At 64.6% G+C, this 19,840-nt stretch carries 19 protein-coding genes; 9 read left to right on the top strand and 10 right to left on the bottom strand.

The genetic code is table 11. From position 1 onward, the window contains the following. Window positions 1–81: 81 nt before the first annotated feature. A complete protein-coding gene (locus QQL28_RS18045) occupies window positions 82–519 on the top strand; it encodes a TfoX/Sxy family protein (RefSeq protein ID WP_284267409.1) in 438 nt (145 codons plus the stop codon). On the opposite strand, the gene QQL28_RS18040 is transcribed toward QQL28_RS18045, so the two are convergent. The 3 genes from QQL28_RS18040 to QQL28_RS18030 form a co-directional block, all read right to left on the bottom strand. Continuing rightward, window positions 473–979: a GFA family protein gene (locus tag QQL28_RS18040; RefSeq protein WP_284267408.1), complete on the bottom strand. Its 507-nt coding sequence runs from the start codon at window positions 977–979 to the stop codon at window positions 473–475. The two genes, QQL28_RS18045 and QQL28_RS18040, sit on opposite strands and share 47 nt — an antisense overlap. A gap of 260 nt (window positions 980–1,239) precedes the next feature. After that, the gene (locus QQL28_RS18035; protein ID WP_284267407.1) at window positions 1,240–2,367 is read right to left on the bottom strand and encodes an alkene reductase; all 1,128 of its coding nucleotides are present in this window, start codon (window positions 2,365–2,367) and stop codon (window positions 1,240–1,242) included. Window positions 2,368–2,486: 119 nt separating this feature from the next. Further along, window positions 2,487–3,983 (bottom strand): aldehyde dehydrogenase family protein, encoded by a 1,497-nt coding sequence (locus QQL28_RS18030; protein ID WP_284267406.1) that lies wholly within the window; start codon window positions 3,981–3,983, stop codon window positions 2,487–2,489. Between the two features lie 200 nt (window positions 3,984–4,183). On the opposite strand from QQL28_RS18030, the gene QQL28_RS18025 reads away from it, so the two are divergent. Continuing rightward, entirely contained in the window at window positions 4,184–5,035 is an 852-nt protein-coding gene (locus tag QQL28_RS18025) for an SDR family NAD(P)-dependent oxidoreductase (RefSeq protein WP_284267405.1), read from the top strand. A 10-nt stretch (window positions 5,036–5,045) separates the two neighbouring features. Here QQL28_RS18025 and QQL28_RS18020 read toward each other — a convergent pair whose 3' ends face one another. From QQL28_RS18020 to QQL28_RS18000, 5 genes are all read right to left on the bottom strand, one after another. After that, a complete protein-coding gene (locus QQL28_RS18020; RefSeq protein ID WP_284267404.1) occupies window positions 5,046–5,252 on the bottom strand; it encodes a hypothetical protein in 207 nt (68 codons plus the stop codon). Window positions 5,253–5,325: 73 nt separating this feature from the next. After that, window positions 5,326–6,534, bottom strand: coding sequence for a hypothetical protein (locus QQL28_RS18015; RefSeq protein ID WP_284267403.1), 1,209 nt, complete (start codon window positions 6,532–6,534; stop codon window positions 5,326–5,328). After that, complete coding sequence (locus QQL28_RS18010) at window positions 6,531–7,556, bottom strand: hypothetical protein (RefSeq protein ID WP_284267402.1); 1,026 nt, start codon at window positions 7,554–7,556, stop codon at window positions 6,531–6,533. Before QQL28_RS18010 ends, QQL28_RS18015 begins: the two co-directional genes overlap by 4 nt. 180 nt (window positions 7,557–7,736) lie before the next feature. Continuing rightward, on the bottom strand, window positions 7,737–8,021 hold the full coding sequence (locus QQL28_RS18005) for a YiaA/YiaB family inner membrane protein (RefSeq protein WP_284267401.1): 285 nt from the start codon (window positions 8,019–8,021) through the stop codon (window positions 7,737–7,739). Window positions 8,022–8,068: 47 nt separating this feature from the next. Then, window positions 8,069–8,764, bottom strand: a complete 696-nt coding sequence (locus QQL28_RS18000; protein ID WP_284267400.1) for a PspA/IM30 family protein — start codon at window positions 8,762–8,764, stop codon at window positions 8,069–8,071. Window positions 8,765–8,865: 101 nt separating this feature from the next. On the opposite strand from QQL28_RS18000, the gene QQL28_RS17995 reads away from it, so the two are divergent. Further along, complete coding sequence (locus QQL28_RS17995) at window positions 8,866–9,474, top strand: TetR/AcrR family transcriptional regulator (protein ID WP_284267399.1); 609 nt, start codon at window positions 8,866–8,868, stop codon at window positions 9,472–9,474. A gap of 168 nt (window positions 9,475–9,642) precedes the next feature. Next, complete coding sequence (hydA, locus tag QQL28_RS17990; protein WP_284267398.1) at window positions 9,643–11,097, top strand: dihydropyrimidinase; 1,455 nt, start codon at window positions 9,643–9,645, stop codon at window positions 11,095–11,097. 9 nt (window positions 11,098–11,106) lie between these two features. On the opposite strand, the gene QQL28_RS17985 is transcribed toward hydA, so the two are convergent. After that, window positions 11,107–11,784 carry a peroxiredoxin-like family protein gene (locus tag QQL28_RS17985; protein ID WP_284267397.1) on the bottom strand — a complete coding sequence of 226 codons (678 nt, stop codon included), beginning with the start codon at window positions 11,782–11,784 and terminating at the stop codon, window positions 11,107–11,109. Window positions 11,785–11,894: 110 nt separating this feature from the next. Here QQL28_RS17985 and QQL28_RS17980 point away from each other — a divergent pair, with 110 nt between their 5' ends. Together QQL28_RS17980 and QQL28_RS17975 are read left to right on the top strand one after the other, a co-directional pair. Beyond that, window positions 11,895–12,773, top strand: a complete 879-nt coding sequence (locus tag QQL28_RS17980) for a LysR family transcriptional regulator (RefSeq protein ID WP_284267396.1) — start codon at window positions 11,895–11,897, stop codon at window positions 12,771–12,773. 104 nt (window positions 12,774–12,877) lie between these two features. Then, complete coding sequence (locus tag QQL28_RS17975) at window positions 12,878–14,458, top strand: ABC transporter substrate-binding protein (RefSeq protein ID WP_284267395.1); 1,581 nt, start codon at window positions 12,878–12,880, stop codon at window positions 14,456–14,458. 38 nt (window positions 14,459–14,496) lie between these two features. Here QQL28_RS17975 and QQL28_RS17970 read toward each other — a convergent pair whose 3' ends face one another. Then, window positions 14,497–15,837, bottom strand: coding sequence for a glycoside hydrolase family 3 N-terminal domain-containing protein (locus tag QQL28_RS17970; protein ID WP_284267394.1), 1,341 nt, complete (start codon window positions 15,835–15,837; stop codon window positions 14,497–14,499). Between the two features lie 190 nt (window positions 15,838–16,027). Here QQL28_RS17970 and QQL28_RS17965 point away from each other — a divergent pair, with 190 nt between their 5' ends. From QQL28_RS17965 to QQL28_RS17955, 3 genes are read left to right on the top strand one after another with little or no spacing between them, the layout of a single operon-like run. After that, window positions 16,028–17,533: a DUF4153 domain-containing protein gene (locus QQL28_RS17965; protein WP_284267393.1), complete on the top strand. Its 1,506-nt coding sequence runs from the start codon at window positions 16,028–16,030 to the stop codon at window positions 17,531–17,533. A 14-nt stretch (window positions 17,534–17,547) separates the two neighbouring features. Next, the gene (locus QQL28_RS17960) at window positions 17,548–18,252 is read left to right on the top strand and encodes a response regulator transcription factor (RefSeq protein WP_284267392.1); all 705 of its coding nucleotides are present in this window, start codon (window positions 17,548–17,550) and stop codon (window positions 18,250–18,252) included. Continuing rightward, window positions 18,249–19,835 (top strand): ATP-binding protein, encoded by a 1,587-nt coding sequence (locus tag QQL28_RS17955; protein WP_284267391.1) that lies wholly within the window; start codon window positions 18,249–18,251, stop codon window positions 19,833–19,835. Before QQL28_RS17960 ends, QQL28_RS17955 begins: the two co-directional genes overlap by 4 nt. Window positions 19,836–19,840 lie beyond the last annotated feature (5 nt).

The raw sequence follows: 19,840 nt of genomic DNA, 5'->3' as shown, positions 1-19,840 counted from the left end.
AGGAAGTGGGGTCATGGCAGCGTTGCACCGACACGCGCAAGCTGGGAACATGTGCTTCAGCGTGAACCTGGAGGGGACACAATGGCCTATGACGAGACCACCGCCGCACGCGTCCGCAAATTGCTGGCGAGCCAGCGCTACCTTGCGGAAAAGAAGATGATGGGCGGCCTCTGCTTCATGGTGAACAACACCATGTGCTGCACCGTCAGCGGACGCGGCGGGATGCTGATCCGCGTCGGCCCAGAGGCGCATGCGCGCATGCTGCAAGAGCCGCATGCGGGCCCGATGGAGATGCGCGGGCGCATCATGACCGGCTTCGTCCGCGTCGCGCCAGAGGGTTACCAGACCGATGCCGATCTCAAGAAATGGGTGAGGCGCGGGCTCGACTTCGTCGCTGCGATGCCGGCAAAGGCCGCGAGCAAGGCTCCACCGCGGACGGCCGCTTCAGCGAAGCCCAAGGTCATCGCGAAGGCTAAAGCGCCTCCTCGCGGCCGAGCTCAAAAGGGTCCTCGCCGCTAGCGCGCTTCTTCTTTTTCGAGCGCTGCCAGACCACGCCGGGAAAGCCTTTCAGCGGCACCAGCGGCTCGCCGGTATAGGCCCATTCCTGGAGTTCCTCGATCGCGATGTGATAGAGCGGCTGACGGCCGGTGCGCTCGTTGAAAAGCGCACGGGGGATGTTGACCATGTGCGGGCCGCGCGGGCGCTCATAGGCGATCGGCGTGCCGCAATGCGAGCAGAAGCTGCGCGCCGTCTTGGTCGCCTTGTCCTCATAGCGGGTCAGCGCGGTCTTTCCGGCGGTGATGCGGAAACGCTTCTTCCAGCTTCCGACATAGGTCGCATAAGCCGCGCCATGGGCGCGGCGGCTGGATGTTGAGTGGTCGTGCCAGGCCCAGCGCGCCGGCACGTCGATCTCGAAGGCGACCTTGCCGCACAAGCATTGGCCGGTGGCGGTTCCTGCGGCGACTGCGGCTTTGGCCATGACGTTTCCCTGCCTCCATCGTCATTGCGAGCGCAGCGAAGCAATCCAGAATCTTTCCGCAGAGACAGTCTGGATTGCTTCGTCGCTACGCTCCTCGCAATGACGGAAATTGTGTTGGCGATCGCGCAACAAATCAAGCTCGTCATTCCGGGACGCGCCGAAAGGCGCGGGACCGGAATCCATCAGGCGGCATGTTGAGACGGAGGAATGGATTCCGGGTTCGACGCTGCGCGTCGCCCCGGAATGACGGAGGAAATTGCCTACGCCGGCGTCAACTCATCATAAACCGGATAATCCGTGTACCCCTTCTCCTCGCCGCCGTAGAACGTCGCGCGATTGTAGGGCGTGACCGGATAGTCGTGCTGCAGGCGGCGCGGCAGATCGGGGTTGGAGATGAAGATGCGGCCGAACGCGATGAGGTCGGCATGGCCATCGGCGATCGCGGCATTCGCGGTCTCACCGGTGAAGCCGCCGGCGGCGATGAGGACGCCGCCATAGAGCGGGCGGAACAGCACCATAGCCGACGGCACATTCTGCCAGTCGACCTCGGCGCGGCCGGCGCCGCTGGAACGCGGCTCGATGATGTGCAGGTAGGCTAGCCCAAGCTTGTCAAATGCCCTTACCACATGCGTATAGAGCGGCATCGGATCCGGCTCGCCGGAATCATTGGCGATGCCGTAGGGCGACAGCCGCACGCCGACGCGGTTCGCGCCCCAGACGTCGATTGCGGCCTGCGTGACCTCGAGCAGCAGGCGCGAGCGGTTCTCGATCGAGCCGCCATATTCGTCGGTGCGCTGGTTGCTACGCGACTGCAAGAACTGCTCGAGCAGATAGCCGTTGGCGCCGTGGATCTCGACGCCGTCGAAGCCCGCGGCGAGCGCGTTCTTCGCGGCCTGCCGGAACGCCTCGACGATGCCCTTGACATCTTCGGTTTCGAGCGCGCGCGGCGTCTCGTAGTCGGCGATCTTGCCATCGGCGGTCATCGCCTTCATGCCCTCGGCCTTGATCGGGATTGCGGAGGCCGAGACCGGCAGCTCGCCGCCATGGAAGGAGGAATGCGAGACACGGCCGACATGCCACAGCTGGAGGAAGATGATGCCGCCCTTGGCATGCACGGCATCGACGACCTTGCGCCAGCCCGATACTTGCGCATCCGAATAGATGCCGGGCGTGCCGGGATTACCGCGGCCGTGCGAGAGCACCGGCGAGGCTTCGGCGATGATGAGGCCGCCGGGCGTGGCGCGCTGGCCGTAATATTCGGCATTGAGCGGCCGCGGTGCAAAGCTCTCGCGCTCGGCCCGCATGCGCGTCAACGGCGCCATCGCCACGCGATGCGCAAGCTTGTACGGACCGATCTGCAACGGTTGAAACAATGCCGGGAATTTCATGTGGGCCCCAAATGGCAATGGAAGGACGCGGATCATATAACAAGGGGCGGCCGCCGCAAAAGGAGCCGCCCCGCAAAGGGAAAATTCTCCTCCCGCCGGAAGCGGGAGGGGAATGAACATTACGCCGTCTTGATCCAGACGGCCTTCACGTTGAGATATTCCTCGACGTGCTGCTTGCCGGATTCGCGGCCATAGCCGCTCATCTTGTAGCCGCCGAAGGGCACGGCCGGGTCCATCGCCTGGTAGCAATTGACCCACACCGAGCCGGCCCGCAGCGACTTCGCAACATGATGCGCCTTGCTGACGTCACGGGTCCACAGGCCCGAGCCGAGGCCGAACATCGTCGCATTGGCGCGCTTGACGAGCTCATCCATGTCGTTGAAGGCGATCGCGGAGATCACGGGACCGAAGATCTCCTCCTGCGCGATGCGCATGTTGTCCTGCACGCCTGCGAACACGGTCGGCGAGACGAAGTAGCCCTTCGCAAGCGCGCCCTCAGTCACACGGCCGCCGCCGACGAGCGCCTTGGCGCCTTCCTTCTGGCCGACATCGAGATAGCCGGTGACGCGCTCGAGCTGCTGCTCGGAAACGAGCGGGCCGATCTGGGTGTTTGGATCGAGGCCGTTGCCGACTTGCAGCTTCTTGCCGAACTCGGCGACGCGGCCGACGAACTCGTCATAGATCGCCTGCTCGACGAACAGCCGCGTGCCGGCGCTGCAGATCTGCCCGGAATTGGCGAACACCGCCATCGCCGCGCCCGGCACGGCGGCATCGAGGTCAGCGTCGGCGAACACGATGTCCGGCGACTTGCCGCCGAGTTCGAGCGAGACGCGCTTCAGATTGCCGGCCGAGGCGCGGATGATCGACTGACCGGTGACGTGCGAGCCGGTGAAGGCGACCTTGTCGACGTCGTGATGCGAGGCGAGCGCCGCGCCGGCGGTCTCGCCATAGCCCGGGACGACGTTGATGACGCCGGGCGGCACGCCCGCTTCCATCGCAAGCTCGGCGATGCGCAGCGAGGTCAGCGGCGCTTCCTCCGCGGGCTTCAGCACCACGGTGCAGCCGGTCGCGATCGCGGGGCCGATCTTCCAGATCGTCGCGGTGAACGGGCCGTTCCAGGGAATGATGGCGCCGACGACGCCGACCGGCTCCTTCAGCGTGTAGGAGAAGATCTCGCCCGGCAGCGAGTTTTCGATGGTCTCGCCATGGATCGCGGTCGTCTGCCCCGCGTAGTAGCGCAGCATGCCGAGCACGCGCAGCTTGTAGGAGCGGGTGCGGCTAACGGGCGCGCCCATGTCGAGCGTGTCGAGCTGCGCCAATTCGTCGAAATTCTTCTCGATGAGGTCGGCGAGCTTGAGCAGCAGGTTCTGCCGCTCGAACGGCTTGACTTTGCTCCAGGGCCCCTCGAAGGCGCGGCGCGCGGCCGCGACCGCACGATCGATGTCTTCCTTGTCGCCCTCGGCGACGGTTGCGAGTAGCTCGCCCGTCGCGGGGTTGCGGGTCTCGAAGCGCTTGCTAGAGGCCGCATCGACCCATTTGCCGTCGATCAGCATCTGCTTGTAGGACCCGTTGGCGAACGGATGGCGCGTGATCGGAATAGCCTGCGACACAGCCATGGCTGCACTCCCTCTGACGTCGTTGATTGGGTTCGATCTGGGCGGGATCGTTAGGTCGGCGAAAATACAGCGGTGCCGAATGGGCGTAAAGCCGGTGCGGAACGAAGACCTCCCATGCCGACTTGTGCATGGTCGCAGGATTGCCGTGCTATAGGTCGAGCCTGCTCTCACCCCCGCGCACCGTGATCCGGAGTATCCCCATGCCGCACCCTGCCTTGTCAGCCAATAACGTTGCCGTGATAACGGGTGGCGCGTCCGGCATCGGGCTAGCCGCCGCGGAACAATTTGCAAGGCGCGGCATGAAGGTCTGCATCGTCGATGTCGATTCGGTACGGCTGACGCAGGCGGAAACAAAACTGTCATCGATCGCGCCCGGTGGGGCCGATCATGTGATGGCCACGGTGGTCGATGTCAGCCAGCCCGAGAGCGTGATGGAACTGGAAGCAGCCGTACGAAAGCGCTTTGGCGGAACGGACGTGCTAATGAACAATGCCGGCATCCAGCCGGGCAGCACGATGTTCGGCGTATCAGACAATTGGCAGCGCATCATCGCCGTCAACATGTGGGGCATCATCAACGGCGCACGCATCTTTTCACCCGGCATGATCGCGCGCGGCAAGGCCGGCCTCATCATCAACACCGGCTCGAAGCAGGGCATCACCACGCCGCCGGGCGATCCCGCCTACAACGTCTCGAAGGCCGGCGTGAAGGCGTTCACCGAGGCACTCCAGCACGAATTGCGGAACACGAAAGACTGCCGCATCACCGCACATCTCCTGATCCCGGGATTCGTCTTCACCGGGCTCACCGCGCGCGGCCGCACCGAAAAGCCTGCAGGCGCCTGGACGCCGGAGCAGACGGTCGATTTCATGATGACGCGGCTAGAGGCCGGCGACTTCTACATCCTCTGCCCGGACAACGACGTGCCGCGCGAACTCGACGAGAAGCGCATGCTGTGGGCGGCCGGCGACATCGTGGAGAACCGGCCCGCGCTGTCGCGCTGGCATCCGGATTATGCGGAGGCGTTTGCGAGGTTCGTGAAAGGCAGCTAGACGGAACGGCCTACAGCGTCTCTTGCTCGTGCCCACACTGCTTGCAGGTGAACTTGACGCGGGTCTGACCTTTGGGGGCCTGCACCCGGTTCGGCGCGCCGCACTTGCCGCAGACCGCCTCGATGCGGGTCGCGCCCTGCTTGACGACGATGTTCTTCTTTTCCATCGTCTCGCGGATCAGGCGCTCGGCCTCCTCGCGCAAGGATTGTTTCGACAAAGCTCATCTCCGCCATGAATGCGGGCGAGCCTTATCGCACCTGCGTCGAAATCACAATCGGCAAGACTGCACTTTACACCGTTGCACCAGGGTCATCCGTCATGATCAGGATCCGCTGCACCAGCGCGATTGCGGTCTCGGTGGCGGGATCGGCGGAGATCACGGGAACTGCCAGCACCAGGATATCGACCGGATCGGACGAGAGCACGACGAGGTGCGTCGCGCTACCGGCCGCCATCAGCGACACCAGCCGCTCCACGGCCGGATCGGTCGGCGGATGTCCCCAGGGCGCATCCGACCGCCGCAGCACACGATGCGTGGCCAGCCGGTTGCGCAGCAACAGCGGATCGTAGGCCGCAAGATCCTCTTCATGGTAGCGCTGCGCGCTCTCGAACAGGGGATGGTGCAGCAGCTCCGCAATGAGCTGATCGCGCGTGCTTGCCGGTGAGATCGCGACCGAGCTCAGCACGCCCGGCGCGCCTGACTCCAGGTAAGCCCGCAGCGTATCCGTCATCAGTCCGATGGTCAGCACGCCCGATACGGCGATGGCGCAGAAGCGCGCGGCCTGGGCGGCGTCGACATCGGGCGCGACAAAGGCCGCGGCGAGGCCGAGCAGGGCCGAGCTTGCGAGCCGCAACGCGGTCAGGAGCACGCCGTGCCAGCGCGCTTCGCTGCTCGAGCCGGCGATCAGGACGGCGGTGACCACCAGCAACGCACCGAGGGCACCGAGCCTGACCGGCATGTCCGGCATCAACGCGTGGAAATCCGTGACGATGAACGGCAGCACGATGACGGCGCCGATGATCATGCGCTCGATGCTGCGGTTTTCCGATGCCATCAGGGAATGACGGTCGCGCGTAGCGAGCAGCCAGGCGCAGGCCGCGAAGCCGCCGAGCTGAAACAGCGCCAGCGCAATCGCGTACGGCATGTCGAAATGGCCAAGCCAAAACGCGCCGGCGAAACCCAGCACGATGACCCCGGCGATCACGGCGATCTTGAGGGCGCGCGGTGCGTGCCGCCGCAGCATGCCTTCGGTGACGATCAGCGCACCGAACGGAATTGCAGCCGCCGGAATCGCCGAGAGGTCGTCGATCACGGAGCTTCCGGTCAGCCACGCCGTGGCGCGCATGAGGAACAGCACCGCGACGATGCCGAGCGCGACCAGCAGGCGCCGGGTCAGCGGACTGCGCGCATCGCGGCGATGGAGCGCGAGCATGGCGACAGCAAGCCCGATCGCGCCGCAGAGATTGACGATCGCATTGGCGATGACCGCCGAGCTCATCGGCCGTTCTCCTGCCGAGGCCGCAGCGTGCCAAAGGCCCTGGTGTCGTCGAGCCAATAGATCACCGGCAGCACCAGCCGTTGCAGGGCGAGAATCAGGGACGCGACGAGCAACCCGGGCAGCGAACGGTTCGGCACCTGCTCGAACAGATAGGCGCGCGCCGCCGCAAGATCGATCCGGCCGATCTGGAGGAAATCATCGCCGCGGTCGTAGTTGAGCTCGCGGGCGCAGAACTCGGCATATTGCGCGTCGCGATGCTGTGGCGCTTGGGCAAACGTCTTCTTGAGCGCATCGGAGCCGCCGGTATAGGCATCCGTGATCACGAAGCGGTTTTCGTCGAAGCCGGCATCATCGCCGACGCCGAACACGCCGCGATGCTGACCCATGATGTCACGGCCGAGCTGGAGATGGGCAAAGCTTTGCCGCGCCTCGGAGCGCGGCGAGGGATAGACGTCGGAGAAGGTCTCGCAGACCATGCCGACCACCGCCGGCACCTGGGTGACGTTGGATATCCAGCGCGGACGCAGGCCGTCACGCAGAAACAGCACGAGCGTGGTCAGACCGTAGAGCACCCAGGACAGTCCCTGCCCGCGCGCATCGGGATCGACCATCACCAGCCCGAGATGGATGACGTCGACGGGCGCGCCGTCGAGTTCGACCTGCATCACCGACAGCGCGTTGAACGCGATCGGACGTCCGCCGTCCTCCTCGGAGATCAGCGTGACGATGGCGCGGGACAGGCGCTCGCGCTCGCCCGAGAAGATGCCGTAGGTCAGCTCATCGGCCGGCAGCGTCTTGGCCGCGACCTCGCGGAGCTGCGCGATCAGCTTGTCGAGCTCATCTTGCGGCAACGATAGCCCCGGACTCTCGACGATCCGGGTCACATGCCCGGGATGGGTGCGCAAGCTGAGATCGATGCTCGGCTGGGCGAGCGCCTTGAGCCAGAACGCGACATAGCCGCGCAGCCGGCCGACGCTCTGCCGGACTTGCCCCCAGTTTCGTCCATTCCCGAAAGCTGCCATGCCGCCTGCTCGTGATCGGGACGGTTCTTCGCGCGAGGCTGTTAAGGAGCGATGAGCACAACCTCGTGCGGCGGTTGCAGGGTAAAGGAACTGTTGCTGTTGCGACAAGCCGGCGCAGGCAACACGAGGTGGCGGATGCCTCGGCATCCGCCACCCGGATAGAGCTGGATAAGCGTAGCGTTACGCCGCCCGCGGGCCGCGCTCGACCTCCATCAGCAGGCGCTCGGCCTTGGCGTCCTCGATGCGGTTCACCAGGCGATTGCTCTCGTGATTGTCGCGCATCGTCTTGGTCATGGTGATGCAGGACTGCACCAGCATCAGGAAGCCCATGGCGAGGTAGCCCTTGATCGAAAAATCCAGCGGCAGGAAGAAGATGCCGAGGCCGACCATGAAGGCGGACGCGGCGAACGAGACGTAGGTGAAGGTGATCCAGGCGGGGCTGTGGGACGGGGTGGTCGGGTTCATGATGGTCTCCTGTTGCTTGGCGTTGAGGTGAATGATGATCGTTAGGTTCAGTCAGTCGGCGTGCGCTTGGACTTCAACCGCGCCAGCACGTCGTCCGCGGTCGTCTTGAGCCGGGGGCCAAAGCCCTGCTCGGCAAGCTTCTCGGCGGTGGCGAGCGGACCGGTGGCCGCATCCAGCTCGACCAGCGCATCGTCCGCGGCCTGCGCCTCGATCTGCCGTTCGCGCAGGCGCTTCAGCGTATTCTCGGCTTCCGGCAGCGTGGACTCGTAAGGCCGCGCCACCTCGATGCCGCTGCGGCGAAGCGAGCGCACCGCCTCCGATGCACGGGCGAGGCGACGGCCGCGATCGAGCTCGGTGATGCGGGCCTGCGCGCTCGCGACCTGCCGCTTCAGCCGGGCGATCTCGCTCGCGAACAGCGCGCGTGCGGTCATCGCCGCATCACGATCAGCCTCGAGGCCCGCGATCGCTTCGGCGGCCTCTTTCGCGAGGTCCTCGCGGCCGCCATCGAGTGCTGCCGTGGCACGCGTCTCGAGATCGGAGATGCGGGCGCAGGTCGCCTCGAGCCTCCGGCCCTCCTGCTGGTCCTGGGCAATGGCCAGCGCCAGCGTCCGCTTGCTGCGCTCGACGGCGGCGGCCGCGTCGCGCATCTGCTGATCCAGGATCAGAAGCGCCGTCCGGTCTTCCAGCTCCTCGCCAGCAGCGGCCACGCTACCGCGGAAGAGTGTCATTACGGTCTTGAACATTGGCTACTCCCTGTTATGAGCATTGCTCACGGATGCTTTGTAGCATATCTTGAGCATCGCTCAAGAGAAATTTGAGCGTCGCTCAAAAATTTTGGTTAAAAATGTCTAAAGCTTTGGAACGACGAAAGAAACTCAGGGAAGCCCTCATCCTGGCGGCGGAAGGGATGATCGCCGAGAAGGGATTGGCAGGCCTGAAAACCCGGGATCTCGCCCGCGAGATCGGCTGTGCCAATGGCGCGGTCTATAATCTGGTGGCCGATGTGGACGAGCTGATCCTGCGTGTCGGCTCGCGCACCCTGCGCCGGCTCGACGAGGCGCTGACCGGCGCCGAGGGTGCAGGTGCCGCCTCGCCGCAGGAGACGCTGATCCGCATCGCCATCGCCTATTGCGATTTCGCCGCGGAAAATCTCGAGCTCTGGCGCGCGCTGTTCGAGCACCGCATGGAGCGCGGCAAAATCGTGCCCGATTGGGCGATCAGCGAGCAGATGGAGTTGTTCCGCCACATCTACAGGCCTCTTGCCGCGCTGTTTCCTGACCGCAGCCCGGACGAGCTCGGCATTACCGCGCGCAGCCTGTTCTCGGCGGTGCATGGCATGGTGGCGCTGGGGCTGGAGCAGAAGCTTGTCGCAGTTCCGCTGCCGGCGTTGCGCAACGAGATCGCCGCGCTGGTGCGCGCCACGCTGCTGGGATTGGTGGTGCCCGCGCGGTAACCGCGAGTCACCTCCCCCGCTTCCAGGAGAGGACCCGCAGCGCCATCGCGGATGCAGCACAATCATCACCAGCAACTGACTAAAATTTCACCTGTCGAAGCCTCGGCCGCGACTCTAAGCTTTGCGCGACGGCGATCGCCGTTCAGTCTTCTTCCCCGGAGTCCCCCCATGCCCCTCCTCATTCGCGGCGGCACTGTCGTCAATCATGATCATTCACGCCGTGCGGACGTGCTGGTCGACGGAGACACCATCGTCGCGATCGGCGCATCGATCGATACGCCGACCGGCACTGAAATGATGGACGCCGGCGGCTGCTTCGTGATGCCGGGCGGCATCGATCCGCATACCCATCTCGAAATGCCGTTCATGGGCACGGTCACCGCCGATGATTTCGAATCCGGCACCAAGGCGGCGCTGACCGGCGGCACCACCATGGTGGTGGATTTCTGCCTGCCCGATCCCGGCCAGTCGATGCTCGCAGCGTATCAGGAGTGGCGGCACAAATCCGAGAAGGCGGCCAGCGACTACGGTTTCCACATGGCGGTGACGTCATGGTCGAAGCAGATTTTCGACGAGATGGAGACCGTGGTCAAAACCTACGGCATCAACACCTTCAAGCATTTCATGGCCTACAAGGGCGCGCTGATGGTGAACGATGACGAGCTCTACAACTCGTTCGCGCGCTGCGCCCATCTCGGCGCCATGCCCGTGGTGCACGCCGAGAACGGCGACGTCGTCGCGCTGATGCAGGAGGCGCTAATCGCGCGCGGCATCACCGGCCCCGAAGGCCACGCCTATTCGCGGCCGCCGGAGGTCGAAGGTGAAGCCACCAACCGCGCCATCATGATCGCCGACATGACGGGAACGCCTGTTTACATCGTGCACACTAGCTGCCGCGAAGCGCACGAAGCGATCGCACGGGCGCGCGCCGCCGGCAAGCGCGTCTATGGCGAGCCGCTGATCCAGCATCTGCTGCTCGATGCCGGCGAATATGCCAGCAAGGACTGGGACCATTCCGCGCAGCGCGTGATGTCGCCGCCGTTCCGCGACAAGTCGCATCAGGACAGCCTGTGGGCCGGCCTGCAATCCGGCTCGCTCCAGGTGGTCGCGACCGACCACTGCGCCTTCACGACCGAACAGAAGCGGTTCGGCCGCGACGACTTCCGCAAGATCCCGAACGGCACCGGCGGCCTCGAAGACCGGCTTGGCCTGCTATGGACTGCAGGCGTTGCGACCGGGCGGCTGACGAAGGAAGAATTCGTCGCGGTGACCTCGGCCAACATCGCCCGCATCCTCAACATCTACCCGCGCAAGGGCGCGGTCGCCGTCGGCTCGGATGCCGACCTCGTGGTCTGGGATCCCAAGGCGACCAAGACGATCAGCGCGAAGCGGCAGATGAGCCGCATCGACTACAACGTGTTCGAGGGATTTTCCTGCACCGGCGGAGCTGCGGTGACGCTGTCACGCGGCCGGGTCGTCTGGAAGGATGGAAACCTGCGCGCCGAAGCCGGCGACGGCCACTATGTCGAACGGCCGGCCTTCTCGCCGGTGCATGTCGCGAACTCGACGTGGAAGGAGCTGACTGCACCGCGTGCGGTCGCACGCGGCGCAGTGACGCCGTAGGAGATGGCCTCAAGCCGCCTTGACCGCCTGCAACCGGTCCAGCACCGGCAGCAGGTCGGATGGATCGGGCCGGTGCGTGTAGTCCGGATTCACCTCCGCATAGGCGATGACGCCATCACGGCCAATGACGTAACGCGCCGGCATCGGCAGCACCCATGACGGATCGTCGTTGAAGGTCGGCAGGTCGTTCTTGAAGGCCTTGTAGAGCGCAACGAGATCGGCCGGCAACGCGAAGCGGATGCCGAAGGCCTCGGCCACCTCGCTCCTGACGTCGCTCAGGATCGGGAACGAGAGCTTGTTATCGCGCTGCGACTTGCGGCTGTTCGGCGCGGTCTGCGGCGAGATCGCAACCAGGCTCGCGCCGCGCGCGGCGATCTCGGGCAGGACCTCCTGCAACGCCTGAAGCTCGAGGTTACAATACGGGCACCAGACGCCGCGATAAAAGGACAGGACGAGCGGTCCCTTCGCGAGCAGGTCGCGCGACGACACCGACTTGCCGTCCGGATCCCTCGGCGTGAATTCCGGCGCGACATCGCCGGCCTTCTTCGCGCGCTGCGCCTGCCCACTCGCGATCAGTTCGGCGGTGGCGCGGTGCATGGTGGCGAGCGCTTCCTTGGTCGGCTTGAGCGGAAAACGGCCGCCTTCGAAATCGGCTTTGAAGGCATCGAGCTTGTCTTGCAGGGCCATTGGAAACTCCATCGGTTGGGTGTTGGCCCGACTTAATTGGCTCATTCGCTGGAAAAGGGGTATACCGCGAATATGGAGAACATTTATTTGTATCTCGAATGAGTGACCGCTTGCAGGAACTAACCGTCTTCGTCCGCGCGGCGGAGAGCGGCAGCTTTTCGCGAGCCGCGCGCGAGCTCGGACTGTCGCAGCCCTCCGTGTCGCGCATCATCGGCGAGCTGGAGGCACGGCTTGGTGTGAAGCTGCTGTTACGAACCACACGCCGGATCACGGCGACGGATGCCGGCGCGCTGTTCCTGGCACGTGCGCGCGAAATCCTCGCCGAGATCGAGGATGCCGAGGACGCGGCGCGCGGCATCGACTCGCTACGCGGCACCGTGCGCATTGCGATGCCCATCATCTACGGCACGCGGCAGGTCATCCCGCGCCTGCCGAAATTCCTGGAGCTGCATCCCCTGCTCCGCGTCGAGCTGTCAGTCGTCGACGAACGGCAGGACCTGGTCGCAGAAGGTGCTGACATCGCCATCCGCCTCGGCGAGCTCGACGATTCCGCATTCGGCGCACGCAAGCTCGAAACGCTGCCGCGACTGCTTGTGGCTTCTCCGTCATATCTGGCCGCGCGCGGCACGCCAAAGACGCCAGCCGATCTTGCCGCGCATGATTGCATCTTCGGCCCGGGCCTGTTCGGCCGCGCCACCTGGTCTTTCACGCGCAACGGCACCGAGACCTCCGTCGACGTGCGCGGTCGCATCCATACCGATTCCGGTCCCGGCGTGTTCGCCAGCGTGCTGGCCGGGCTCGGCATCGCCATGACGTCACCGGTGATGGCGGGACCCGAGATCAAATCCGGCGCGCTGGTGCCGCTGCTGAGGAGCTACAAGCTCGCGCCGATCGACGTGCACGCCGTTTTTCCGGGTGGTCCGCGTCCCTCGACCAAGGTGCGCGCCCTGGTCGACTATCTCGTGCAAGAGCTGAAACAGGCCGGTTGATCTCGGTTGCGAGCGCGACTCGAGGGGGATGCGACGCCATGAAGCGCAGCTGATGGCATGCGCCTTGCCTCTCGATGCGAGAAATCTCTTTCGCAGAGGCAATGATGAGCGTGCCACCTTTTGATTTGAACCGCCGCAGCGTAATCCTCGGCGGTCTGAGCGTCGCCGGAATGACGGCGATCGCGCCGCGTTTGGCCTGGTCACAGGCACGCTCGGAGACCCTGCTGGTCGTACAGGAGCTCGGACCGAACTCGCTCGACATGCATGGCGTCGGCTCCAACCAGACCGTGAATGGCCTGTCCTGGAACTGCTACGATCGCCTCCTGACCTATGCGTCCAAGACACTGCCCGACGGCACGCCATCTTATGACCGCGAGAAGCTCGCGCCTGAACTCGCGGAGAGCTGGGAGGTCGCCGCCGACGGAATGTCGTGCACCTTCAAGCTGAGGCAGGACGCAAGGTTTCACGATGGGACGCCGGTCGCGGCGAAAGACGTCAAATGGTCGTTCGACCGCGCGGTGAAAGTCGGCGGTTTTCCGACCTTTCAGATGTCGGCGGGATCGCTGGAAAAGCCCGAGCAGTTCGTGGTCGTCGACGACCATACTTTTCGGATCGACTATGTCCGCAAGGACAAGATGCTGCTGTTCAACGTGGCGGTCGTCGTTCCCTTCATCATCAACTCCGAACTCGCCAAAAAGAATGCAACGCCCGAAGACCCCTGGGCGCTGGCCTGGCTCAAGAACAACGAGGCGGGCGGCGGTGCCTACAAGGTCGAGAGCTGGAAGCCCGGCAGCGAGACCGTGTTGACGCGTTTCGACGACTGGAAGAGCGGACCTTTGCCGAAGATCAAGCGCATGATCGCCCGTGACGTGCCTTCGCCCGGCACACGCCGCGCCATGCTCGAGCGCGGCGATGCCGACCTTTCGAGCGGATTTGCGCCTCGCGATTTCGAGCAGATCATCAGGGAAGGCAAGGTCAAGGTGTCGGGCGTTCCGATCCCCAACGCGCTCTGGTACGTCGCGCTGAACACCGCAAAGCCGCCGTTCGATAACGTCAAGCTGCGCCAGGCCATTGCATGGGCAATGCCCTATGAGCAAATCCAGACCAGCGCGTTCTTTGGGCGCGCCGTTCCGATGTACGGCGGACCAGCGGACGTTTCAAAGCCGGTCTGGCCGCAACCCTTTCCTTACGTCACCGATCTCGACAAGGCCAAGGCCCTGATGAAAGAGGCGGGATTTGAGGCTGGCCTGGAAACGACACTGTCGCTCGATGCGGGCACGGCCACGGTCGGCGAGCCGACGGCCATTTTGATCCAGGAGAGTCTCGGCAAGATCGGAATCAAGGTGTCGATCGACAAGATCCCCGGCGCAAGCTGGCGCACGACGTTGAACAAGAAGGAGCTCCCGCTCGCACTCAACCGCTTCAGCGGCTGGCTGGATTACCCCGAGTACTACTTTTACTGGAATCTTCACGGCAACAACTCGATCTTCAACATCTCGTCGTACCAGAACAAGGCCATGGACGCGCTGATCGACAAGGCGCGGTTTACCGCGGATGCGGCGGAGTACGAAAAGACTGTGAAGGATTTCATCGCGCTCTGCATGCGCGACGTTCCAGTCGTTCCGCTCAACCAGCCGATTCACGACGTTGCCATGCAGAAGGGCATCACCGGCTACGAGTTCTGATTTCACCGCGAGCCGGACTATCGCCAGTTCGCGAAGAGCTAGTTCCTGTCGACAACGCGGACGCTTGAAACCGTCCGCGCCTCCGCTGTCGAAAAGCTTCGCTCCAGCCGCGCCTCGCTCGCGCGCAGCATCGCCGCGTCGAGCTTGCCTCGCCGCGATCCCTCCAGCGCACATTGAAAAACCCGATAGAACTGTGCGCCGTCATAGGCGACCAGCAGCCGGTCGACGCCGGCGTTGATCGCCTCGACTACTGCCTTGCAGACGTCGTTCTGGTAGATCGCGCCCATCACGAGGTCGTCAGTCATCACCACACCCTGGTAATTCCACTTGTCGCGGATGATGTCCTGGACGACGCGCTTCGAATGCGAGGCGGCACGATCGGGATCGACGGCGGTGAGCGTGACATGGCCGACCATGAGCGCGCTGTGCGATTGCGCTAGAACTTCGCGGAACGGAAGCCAGTCGGTCACCTCCAATTCCCTCACCGGCGTGTTGAGACTGGCGCTGAAATGATGCGTGTCGGTGCGCACGCGGCCGATGCCGGGAAAATGCTTGAGCGTGGCGCCGACGCCTGACTCTTCCAGCCCGCGGACATAGGCGCTCGCAATCGCACTGACGACGGCGGGATCAGTGGCAATCGCGCGCTGACTGATCAGCGTGTGGAAGTCGAGACGGTTGCGCCGCTGCGGCGGCTTCAGATCGAGCACCGGCGCAAGATTGAGGTTGACGCCGAGACCGGCGAGCTCGCGGCCATGGATACGGCCGTACTCTTCGGCTTTGGCCTGCTGTTCGTCAGGGGCGAGCCCGGAGAGCGTCGCCAGTGCCGGCACTTTTGTCAGCGGTGGGGCAAGATGCCCGACGGTGCCGCCCTCCTGGTCCGCGGCGACGACCAGCGGCGGCAGGTCGGCTGAGCGCCGCCTGTCCTGAAGCGCCGCAATCTCGGCCCGCAGCGCCTCGACCGTTCGTCCACGGATGTTGTGCCGAGTGACGTAGACGCCGCCAATCAGGCCTTGCTCGGCAAGGCGCGCAACCTCGGCAAAGGAGGAATAGCCGACCATGAAGTGCGGCCCGAGCTGACGCACCTCGGCAGCGCTGGCGGCGAGGACATCGTGCTTGCGCAGCTCGAACTTGAGATGTGCCGCCGACATCAGCAGCGGCGGCAGACACCAGAGCGTGACAAGCAGCTTGCCGGCGATGGTGCGCCACCCCCCTCTGCGCAGCAGGACAATAACGATCACAAGGCTTGCAACGACAAGCGCGATGTTTCCGGCTCCGCGCAACACGAGCAGATAGGGATCGTTCTTGTTGGCGGCGGCGAATGCGACGACAGGCGCGGCGAGCCAGAGCAGGATGAGACCGATGCGATTGAGGAATTGCATGATGCGTCACACGCTGGGAGTGGCGATTGCTTCGCACCTATCAAAGCAAATCACGCTGCGCGAGAGACAAAAGCGCGCCTGCACGAAAACTGCAAAAGACTCCTGAAACCGTGCAGACGATGATCCCGTGTTCTGCACAAGCGCCGTTCAGACTTCGTGATGCCACCCATCACGAAAGGTCTTTTTTGACATGACGAGCCTGGCTTCGACGATCGCGGCGGACCTCCAGCCGATCAGGCATTCCTCCATTCCCGCCAAGCTTGGCCTCGCGCTAGTGCTGGCCGCGCTCGCCGACTGGTTGTTCTACGGTCAGCGGATCGGGCTGTCGCTGACGCTGTTTGCGATCGCGATTGCCGTCGGGTCGGTGCTTTTCAATCATGCGACCTTGGATTGGCGGCGCGGCCTGACCGGCGCGGCCATTCTCGTCGCCGGCCTCGTGCCAGCTGTCGAGGAGCTCAACACACTGTCCTTCCTGATCCTCACCATGGCGCTGGCCATTGCGCTTCTGATCGCGACCAATCCTGATACGACCGAGCTCGCTGAGCGCGCCCGCGCGCTGCGCAATTTCTTCCTGCTCGGGCCCTTCAGGTTCTTCCTTGATGCGTTCCAGGTGTTCGACATGTCGGCGTTCACCCGCGGCGTAGCGCTCTGGCTGCTGCCGGCAGCGCTCGGCACCGTCTTCGTCGCACTGTTCGCCGCCGCTAATCCCGTAATCGAGCAGTGGGTGGCCCTGCTCAATCCGAAACTCATCCTCGAATATATCAGCATCCCGCGCGTGCTGTTCTGGGCCTTGATGCTGGCGCTGGTCTGGCCGTTCATCCATGTGCGCTGGCGGCGCAAGACGATTGTCGCCACCACCGTTGCCGATGGCCCCGTGCCGCCGCCGCTTCCGCCCGTCGCCCCGATCATTTCGGCGGAGTTTCTGGGCCCCTCGACGATCCTGCGCTCGCTGATCCTGTTCAACCTGCTATTCGCGGCTCAATCCATTCTCGACGGCATCTATCTCTGGGGTCATGTCGCGCTACCGGCCGACATGACCTATGCCAGCTACGCCCATCGCGGCGCCTATCCGCTAATCGCGACCGCCCTGCTCGCAGCCGCCTTCGTGCTGGTGGCGATGCGTCCGGGGGGACCTGCGGAAAAGTCAAAGGTGATCCGGCCGCTGGTCTATCTCTGGGTCGGTCAGAACGTCCTTCTCGTCGCGTCCTCCATCCTCCGCCTCGATCTCTACGTCGACATCTACATGCTGACCTATTGGCGGATCGCGGCCTTCATCTGGATGGGGCTGGTGGCGCTGGGGCTGATCCTGATTGTGGCCCGCATCGCACTCGACCGCTCCAACCGGTGGCTTGTCGGCGCTAATCTGATCGCGTTAACGATCGTGCTGTACACTGCCTCACTCGTGAACTTCGACGCGTTCATCGCCGACTACAATGTTGCCCACAGCCGGGAAGCATCGGGCAACGGCTTGCTGATCGACATCAACTATCTCCTGACGCTTGGGCCGCAGGCGCTGCCCGCCATCGACAGGGCGATCTTGCTGCGGCCCGGCAACCCGGAGAGCTGCCTTGTGTCGCGCCGCGACCGCCTTGTAGAACAGCAGCGTCAGGATCTGGCCTGGCGGAGCTGGGGCTTTCGAAACTGGCGGCTCCAGCACAGGCTGGAGGCCCAGGCGAAGAATCAGCCGGCGGGCTGACGAGGGAGAACTTCTTGGCGCATCGCATTCTCATCGTCGACGACGAGGGCCACATCCGCGAAGTCATCCGCGTGGTGCTGAGGAAAGCGGGCATGGACGTGATCGAGGCGCGCGACGGCAAGGAGGCGCTCAGCCGCTTTGCCGCCGACAAGCCCGACCTGATCGTGCTCGACATCGGCATGCCGGAATTCGACGGGCTCGACGTCTGCCGCGAGGTGCGCAAATCCTCCGACGTGCCGATCCTGTTCCTGTCCGCGCGAGACGAGGAGATTGATCGCATCCTTAGCCTCGAGATCGGCGGCGACGATTACGTGACAAAACCGTTCAGCCCGCGCGAGCTGGTGGCGCGGGTCAATGTGATCCTGCGCCGCCTGAGCCCACGCAATGGCGAGGCCAAGGCCGGACCGGCCGCACTGTCGCAAGGTGGCCTGCTGATCGATCCCGAGCAGCATGTCGCGACCTTTGCCGGCACGCCGCTGAAGCTGACCGCGATCGAGTTCGGCATCCTGCGCGCATTCCTCACCAGGCCGACCTCGGTCTTCAACCGCGAGCAATTGATGCGGGCGGCCTATCAGCTCAACATCCAGGTCTCCGACCGCACCATCGACAGCCACATCCGCAACATCCGCGCCAAGCTCGCAGCCCAGAGCTGCGACAACGTGATCGAGACCATTCACGGCGTCGGCTTCAAGCTCGGGCGCTGCGAGAAAGAGGCATGAGCTCAGCGCCCGACAAATGGCGGCCCTCACTCGGGCTCGTGATCTTTGCGGTCCTGGCCACGGTCGCCGTGCTGCCGCTGGTCGGGCTGTTCTTCTTCCGCCTTTACGACAACCAGCTCATCCGCCAGACCCAGGCCGAGCTGATCGCGCAAAGCCGCGTGATCGCGACGATCTATGCGCAGGAGGTACAGGCGCGGCTCGACGGCGGGATCGCGCTCGGCCCCGAGGTGGCTCCCGGCGTGCTGCCCGATCCCGGCGACCAGTTCACGCCGATCCGCCCCGCGCTCGACCTCACCGCCAACGATTTGTTGCGACGACGACCTGATGCGCAGACCGCGATACGGCCGGCGGATCAGGCCTATGTCGAGATCGGGGCAAAACTGACGCCGATCATCCGCGAAACCCAGAGGGTGACGCTCGCCGGCTTTCGGATCCTCGATCCCAACGGCGTGGTGATCGCCGGCCGCCAGGAGGTCGGGCAGTCGCTCGCCCATATCGAGGAAGTCACCGAGGCGCTGCACGGGCAATACCGCGCCACCTTACGCAACCGCGTGCCGGACAAGCCGCCGCCGCCGATCTATTCCTTCAGCCGGGGCTTGGGCGTGCACGTGTTCTCCGCAATGCCGGTCGTCGTCAACAACCGCGTCGCCGGCGTGGTCTATGCAACGCGGACGCCCAGCAACATCTTCGACCATCTCTACCAGGAGCGCGGCAAGTTCATCCTGGCGGGGCTCGCCGTCGTCCTCGGCACGATCGCGATCGGCCTCGTGTTCTCCCGGACCATCACGCTGCCGATGCGCGAATTGATCGACCGCGCGGCCCGAATCGGCCGCGGCGACCGCGAGGCATTCCGGCCGCTGAAACATTACGGCACCCGCGAATTCGCCCAGCTCTCGCACAGCTTTCTCGGCATGGCCGAGCAGCTCGCGCGGCGTTCGGACTACATCGCGACGTTTTCGGCGCACCTCACCCACGAGCTGAAATCACCGCTGACCTCGATCAAGGGCGCGGCCGAGCTGTTGCAGGATTCGCTGCAAGGCAAGCCCGACAGCCTGACGCCGGCCGAGCAGAAGACGTTCGTCGCCAATATCCTCTCCGATGCCGAGCGGCTGGAGGCGATGGCGCAGCGGCTGCGCGAGCTGGCGCGGGCCGAAAGCCTGCCGCAGAACGAGCGCACCGAGCTGGCACCTGTCATCGGCGACCTCAAAAGCCGTTTTCCGGCCGGCACCATCACGGCCACGGGCAGCCTCGACCGGCCGATCGGCATGTCCGGCGAGAAGGCGCTGATCGTGCTGTCGCATCTCGCCGATAATGCGATGCGGCATCACGCCAGACATGTCAGGCTGGAAGCGGTCGACGAGCGCACCACGGTACGGCTGACCGTAAGCAACGATGGTGAGCCGATCTCAGCGCCGAACCGCGACAGGATCTTTGATGCCTTCTTCACCACCCGACGGGAGTCGGGCGGTACGGGAATGGGGCTTGCGATTGCGCGCGCGGTGATGGCGAGCCATGGCGGCTCGATCGAGCTGAAGCCGACCGACGACGGCGCGGCCTTCGAGCTGCAGTTTCCGGCGGCTTAAGCCGC

This window comes from Bradyrhizobium iriomotense, assembly GCF_030160715.1.
GTDB lineage: Bacteria > Pseudomonadota > Alphaproteobacteria > Rhizobiales > Xanthobacteraceae > Bradyrhizobium > Bradyrhizobium iriomotense.
The sequence above is the reverse complement of the archived record's forward strand: the minus strand, read 5'-3'. Positions and strand labels throughout refer to the sequence as shown.

Excerpts from the sequence above, each read along its gene's own strand:
- QQL28_RS17985 (WP_284267397.1), bottom strand. The coding sequence starts at position 11,784 with ATGGCCCTGCAAGACAAGCTCGATGCCTTCAAAGCCGATTTCGAAGGC.
- QQL28_RS18015 (WP_284267403.1), bottom strand. The coding sequence starts at position 6,534 with ATGAGCTCGGCGGTCATCGCCAATGCGATCGTCAATCTCTGCGGCGCG.
- QQL28_RS17995 (WP_284267399.1), top strand. The coding sequence starts at position 8,866 with ATGTCTAAAGCTTTGGAACGACGAAAGAAACTCAGGGAAGCCCTCATC.
- QQL28_RS18035 (WP_284267407.1), bottom strand. The coding sequence starts at position 2,367 with ATGAAATTCCCGGCATTGTTTCAACCGTTGCAGATCGGTCCGTACAAG.
- hydA (WP_284267398.1), top strand. The coding sequence starts at position 9,643 with ATGCCCCTCCTCATTCGCGGCGGCACTGTCGTCAATCATGATCATTCA.
- QQL28_RS17965 (WP_284267393.1), top strand. The coding sequence starts at position 16,028 with ATGACGAGCCTGGCTTCGACGATCGCGGCGGACCTCCAGCCGATCAGG.
- QQL28_RS17955 (WP_284267391.1), top strand. The coding sequence starts at position 18,249 with ATGAGCTCAGCGCCCGACAAATGGCGGCCCTCACTCGGGCTCGTGATC.
- QQL28_RS17975 (WP_284267395.1), top strand. The coding sequence starts at position 12,878 with ATGAGCGTGCCACCTTTTGATTTGAACCGCCGCAGCGTAATCCTCGGC.
- QQL28_RS18005 (WP_284267401.1), bottom strand. The coding sequence starts at position 8,021 with ATGAACCCGACCACCCCGTCCCACAGCCCCGCCTGGATCACCTTCACC.
- QQL28_RS18040 (WP_284267408.1), bottom strand. The coding sequence starts at position 979 with ATGGCCAAAGCCGCAGTCGCCGCAGGAACCGCCACCGGCCAATGCTTG.
- QQL28_RS17970 (WP_284267394.1), bottom strand. The coding sequence starts at position 15,837 with ATGCAATTCCTCAATCGCATCGGTCTCATCCTGCTCTGGCTCGCCGCG.
- QQL28_RS18025 (WP_284267405.1), top strand. The coding sequence starts at position 4,184 with ATGCCGCACCCTGCCTTGTCAGCCAATAACGTTGCCGTGATAACGGGT.
- QQL28_RS18000 (WP_284267400.1), bottom strand. The coding sequence starts at position 8,764 with ATGTTCAAGACCGTAATGACACTCTTCCGCGGTAGCGTGGCCGCTGCT.
- QQL28_RS18030 (WP_284267406.1), bottom strand. The coding sequence starts at position 3,983 with ATGGCTGTGTCGCAGGCTATTCCGATCACGCGCCATCCGTTCGCCAAC.
- QQL28_RS18010 (WP_284267402.1), bottom strand. The coding sequence starts at position 7,556 with ATGGCAGCTTTCGGGAATGGACGAAACTGGGGGCAAGTCCGGCAGAGC.
- QQL28_RS18045 (WP_284267409.1), top strand. The coding sequence starts at position 82 with ATGGCCTATGACGAGACCACCGCCGCACGCGTCCGCAAATTGCTGGCG.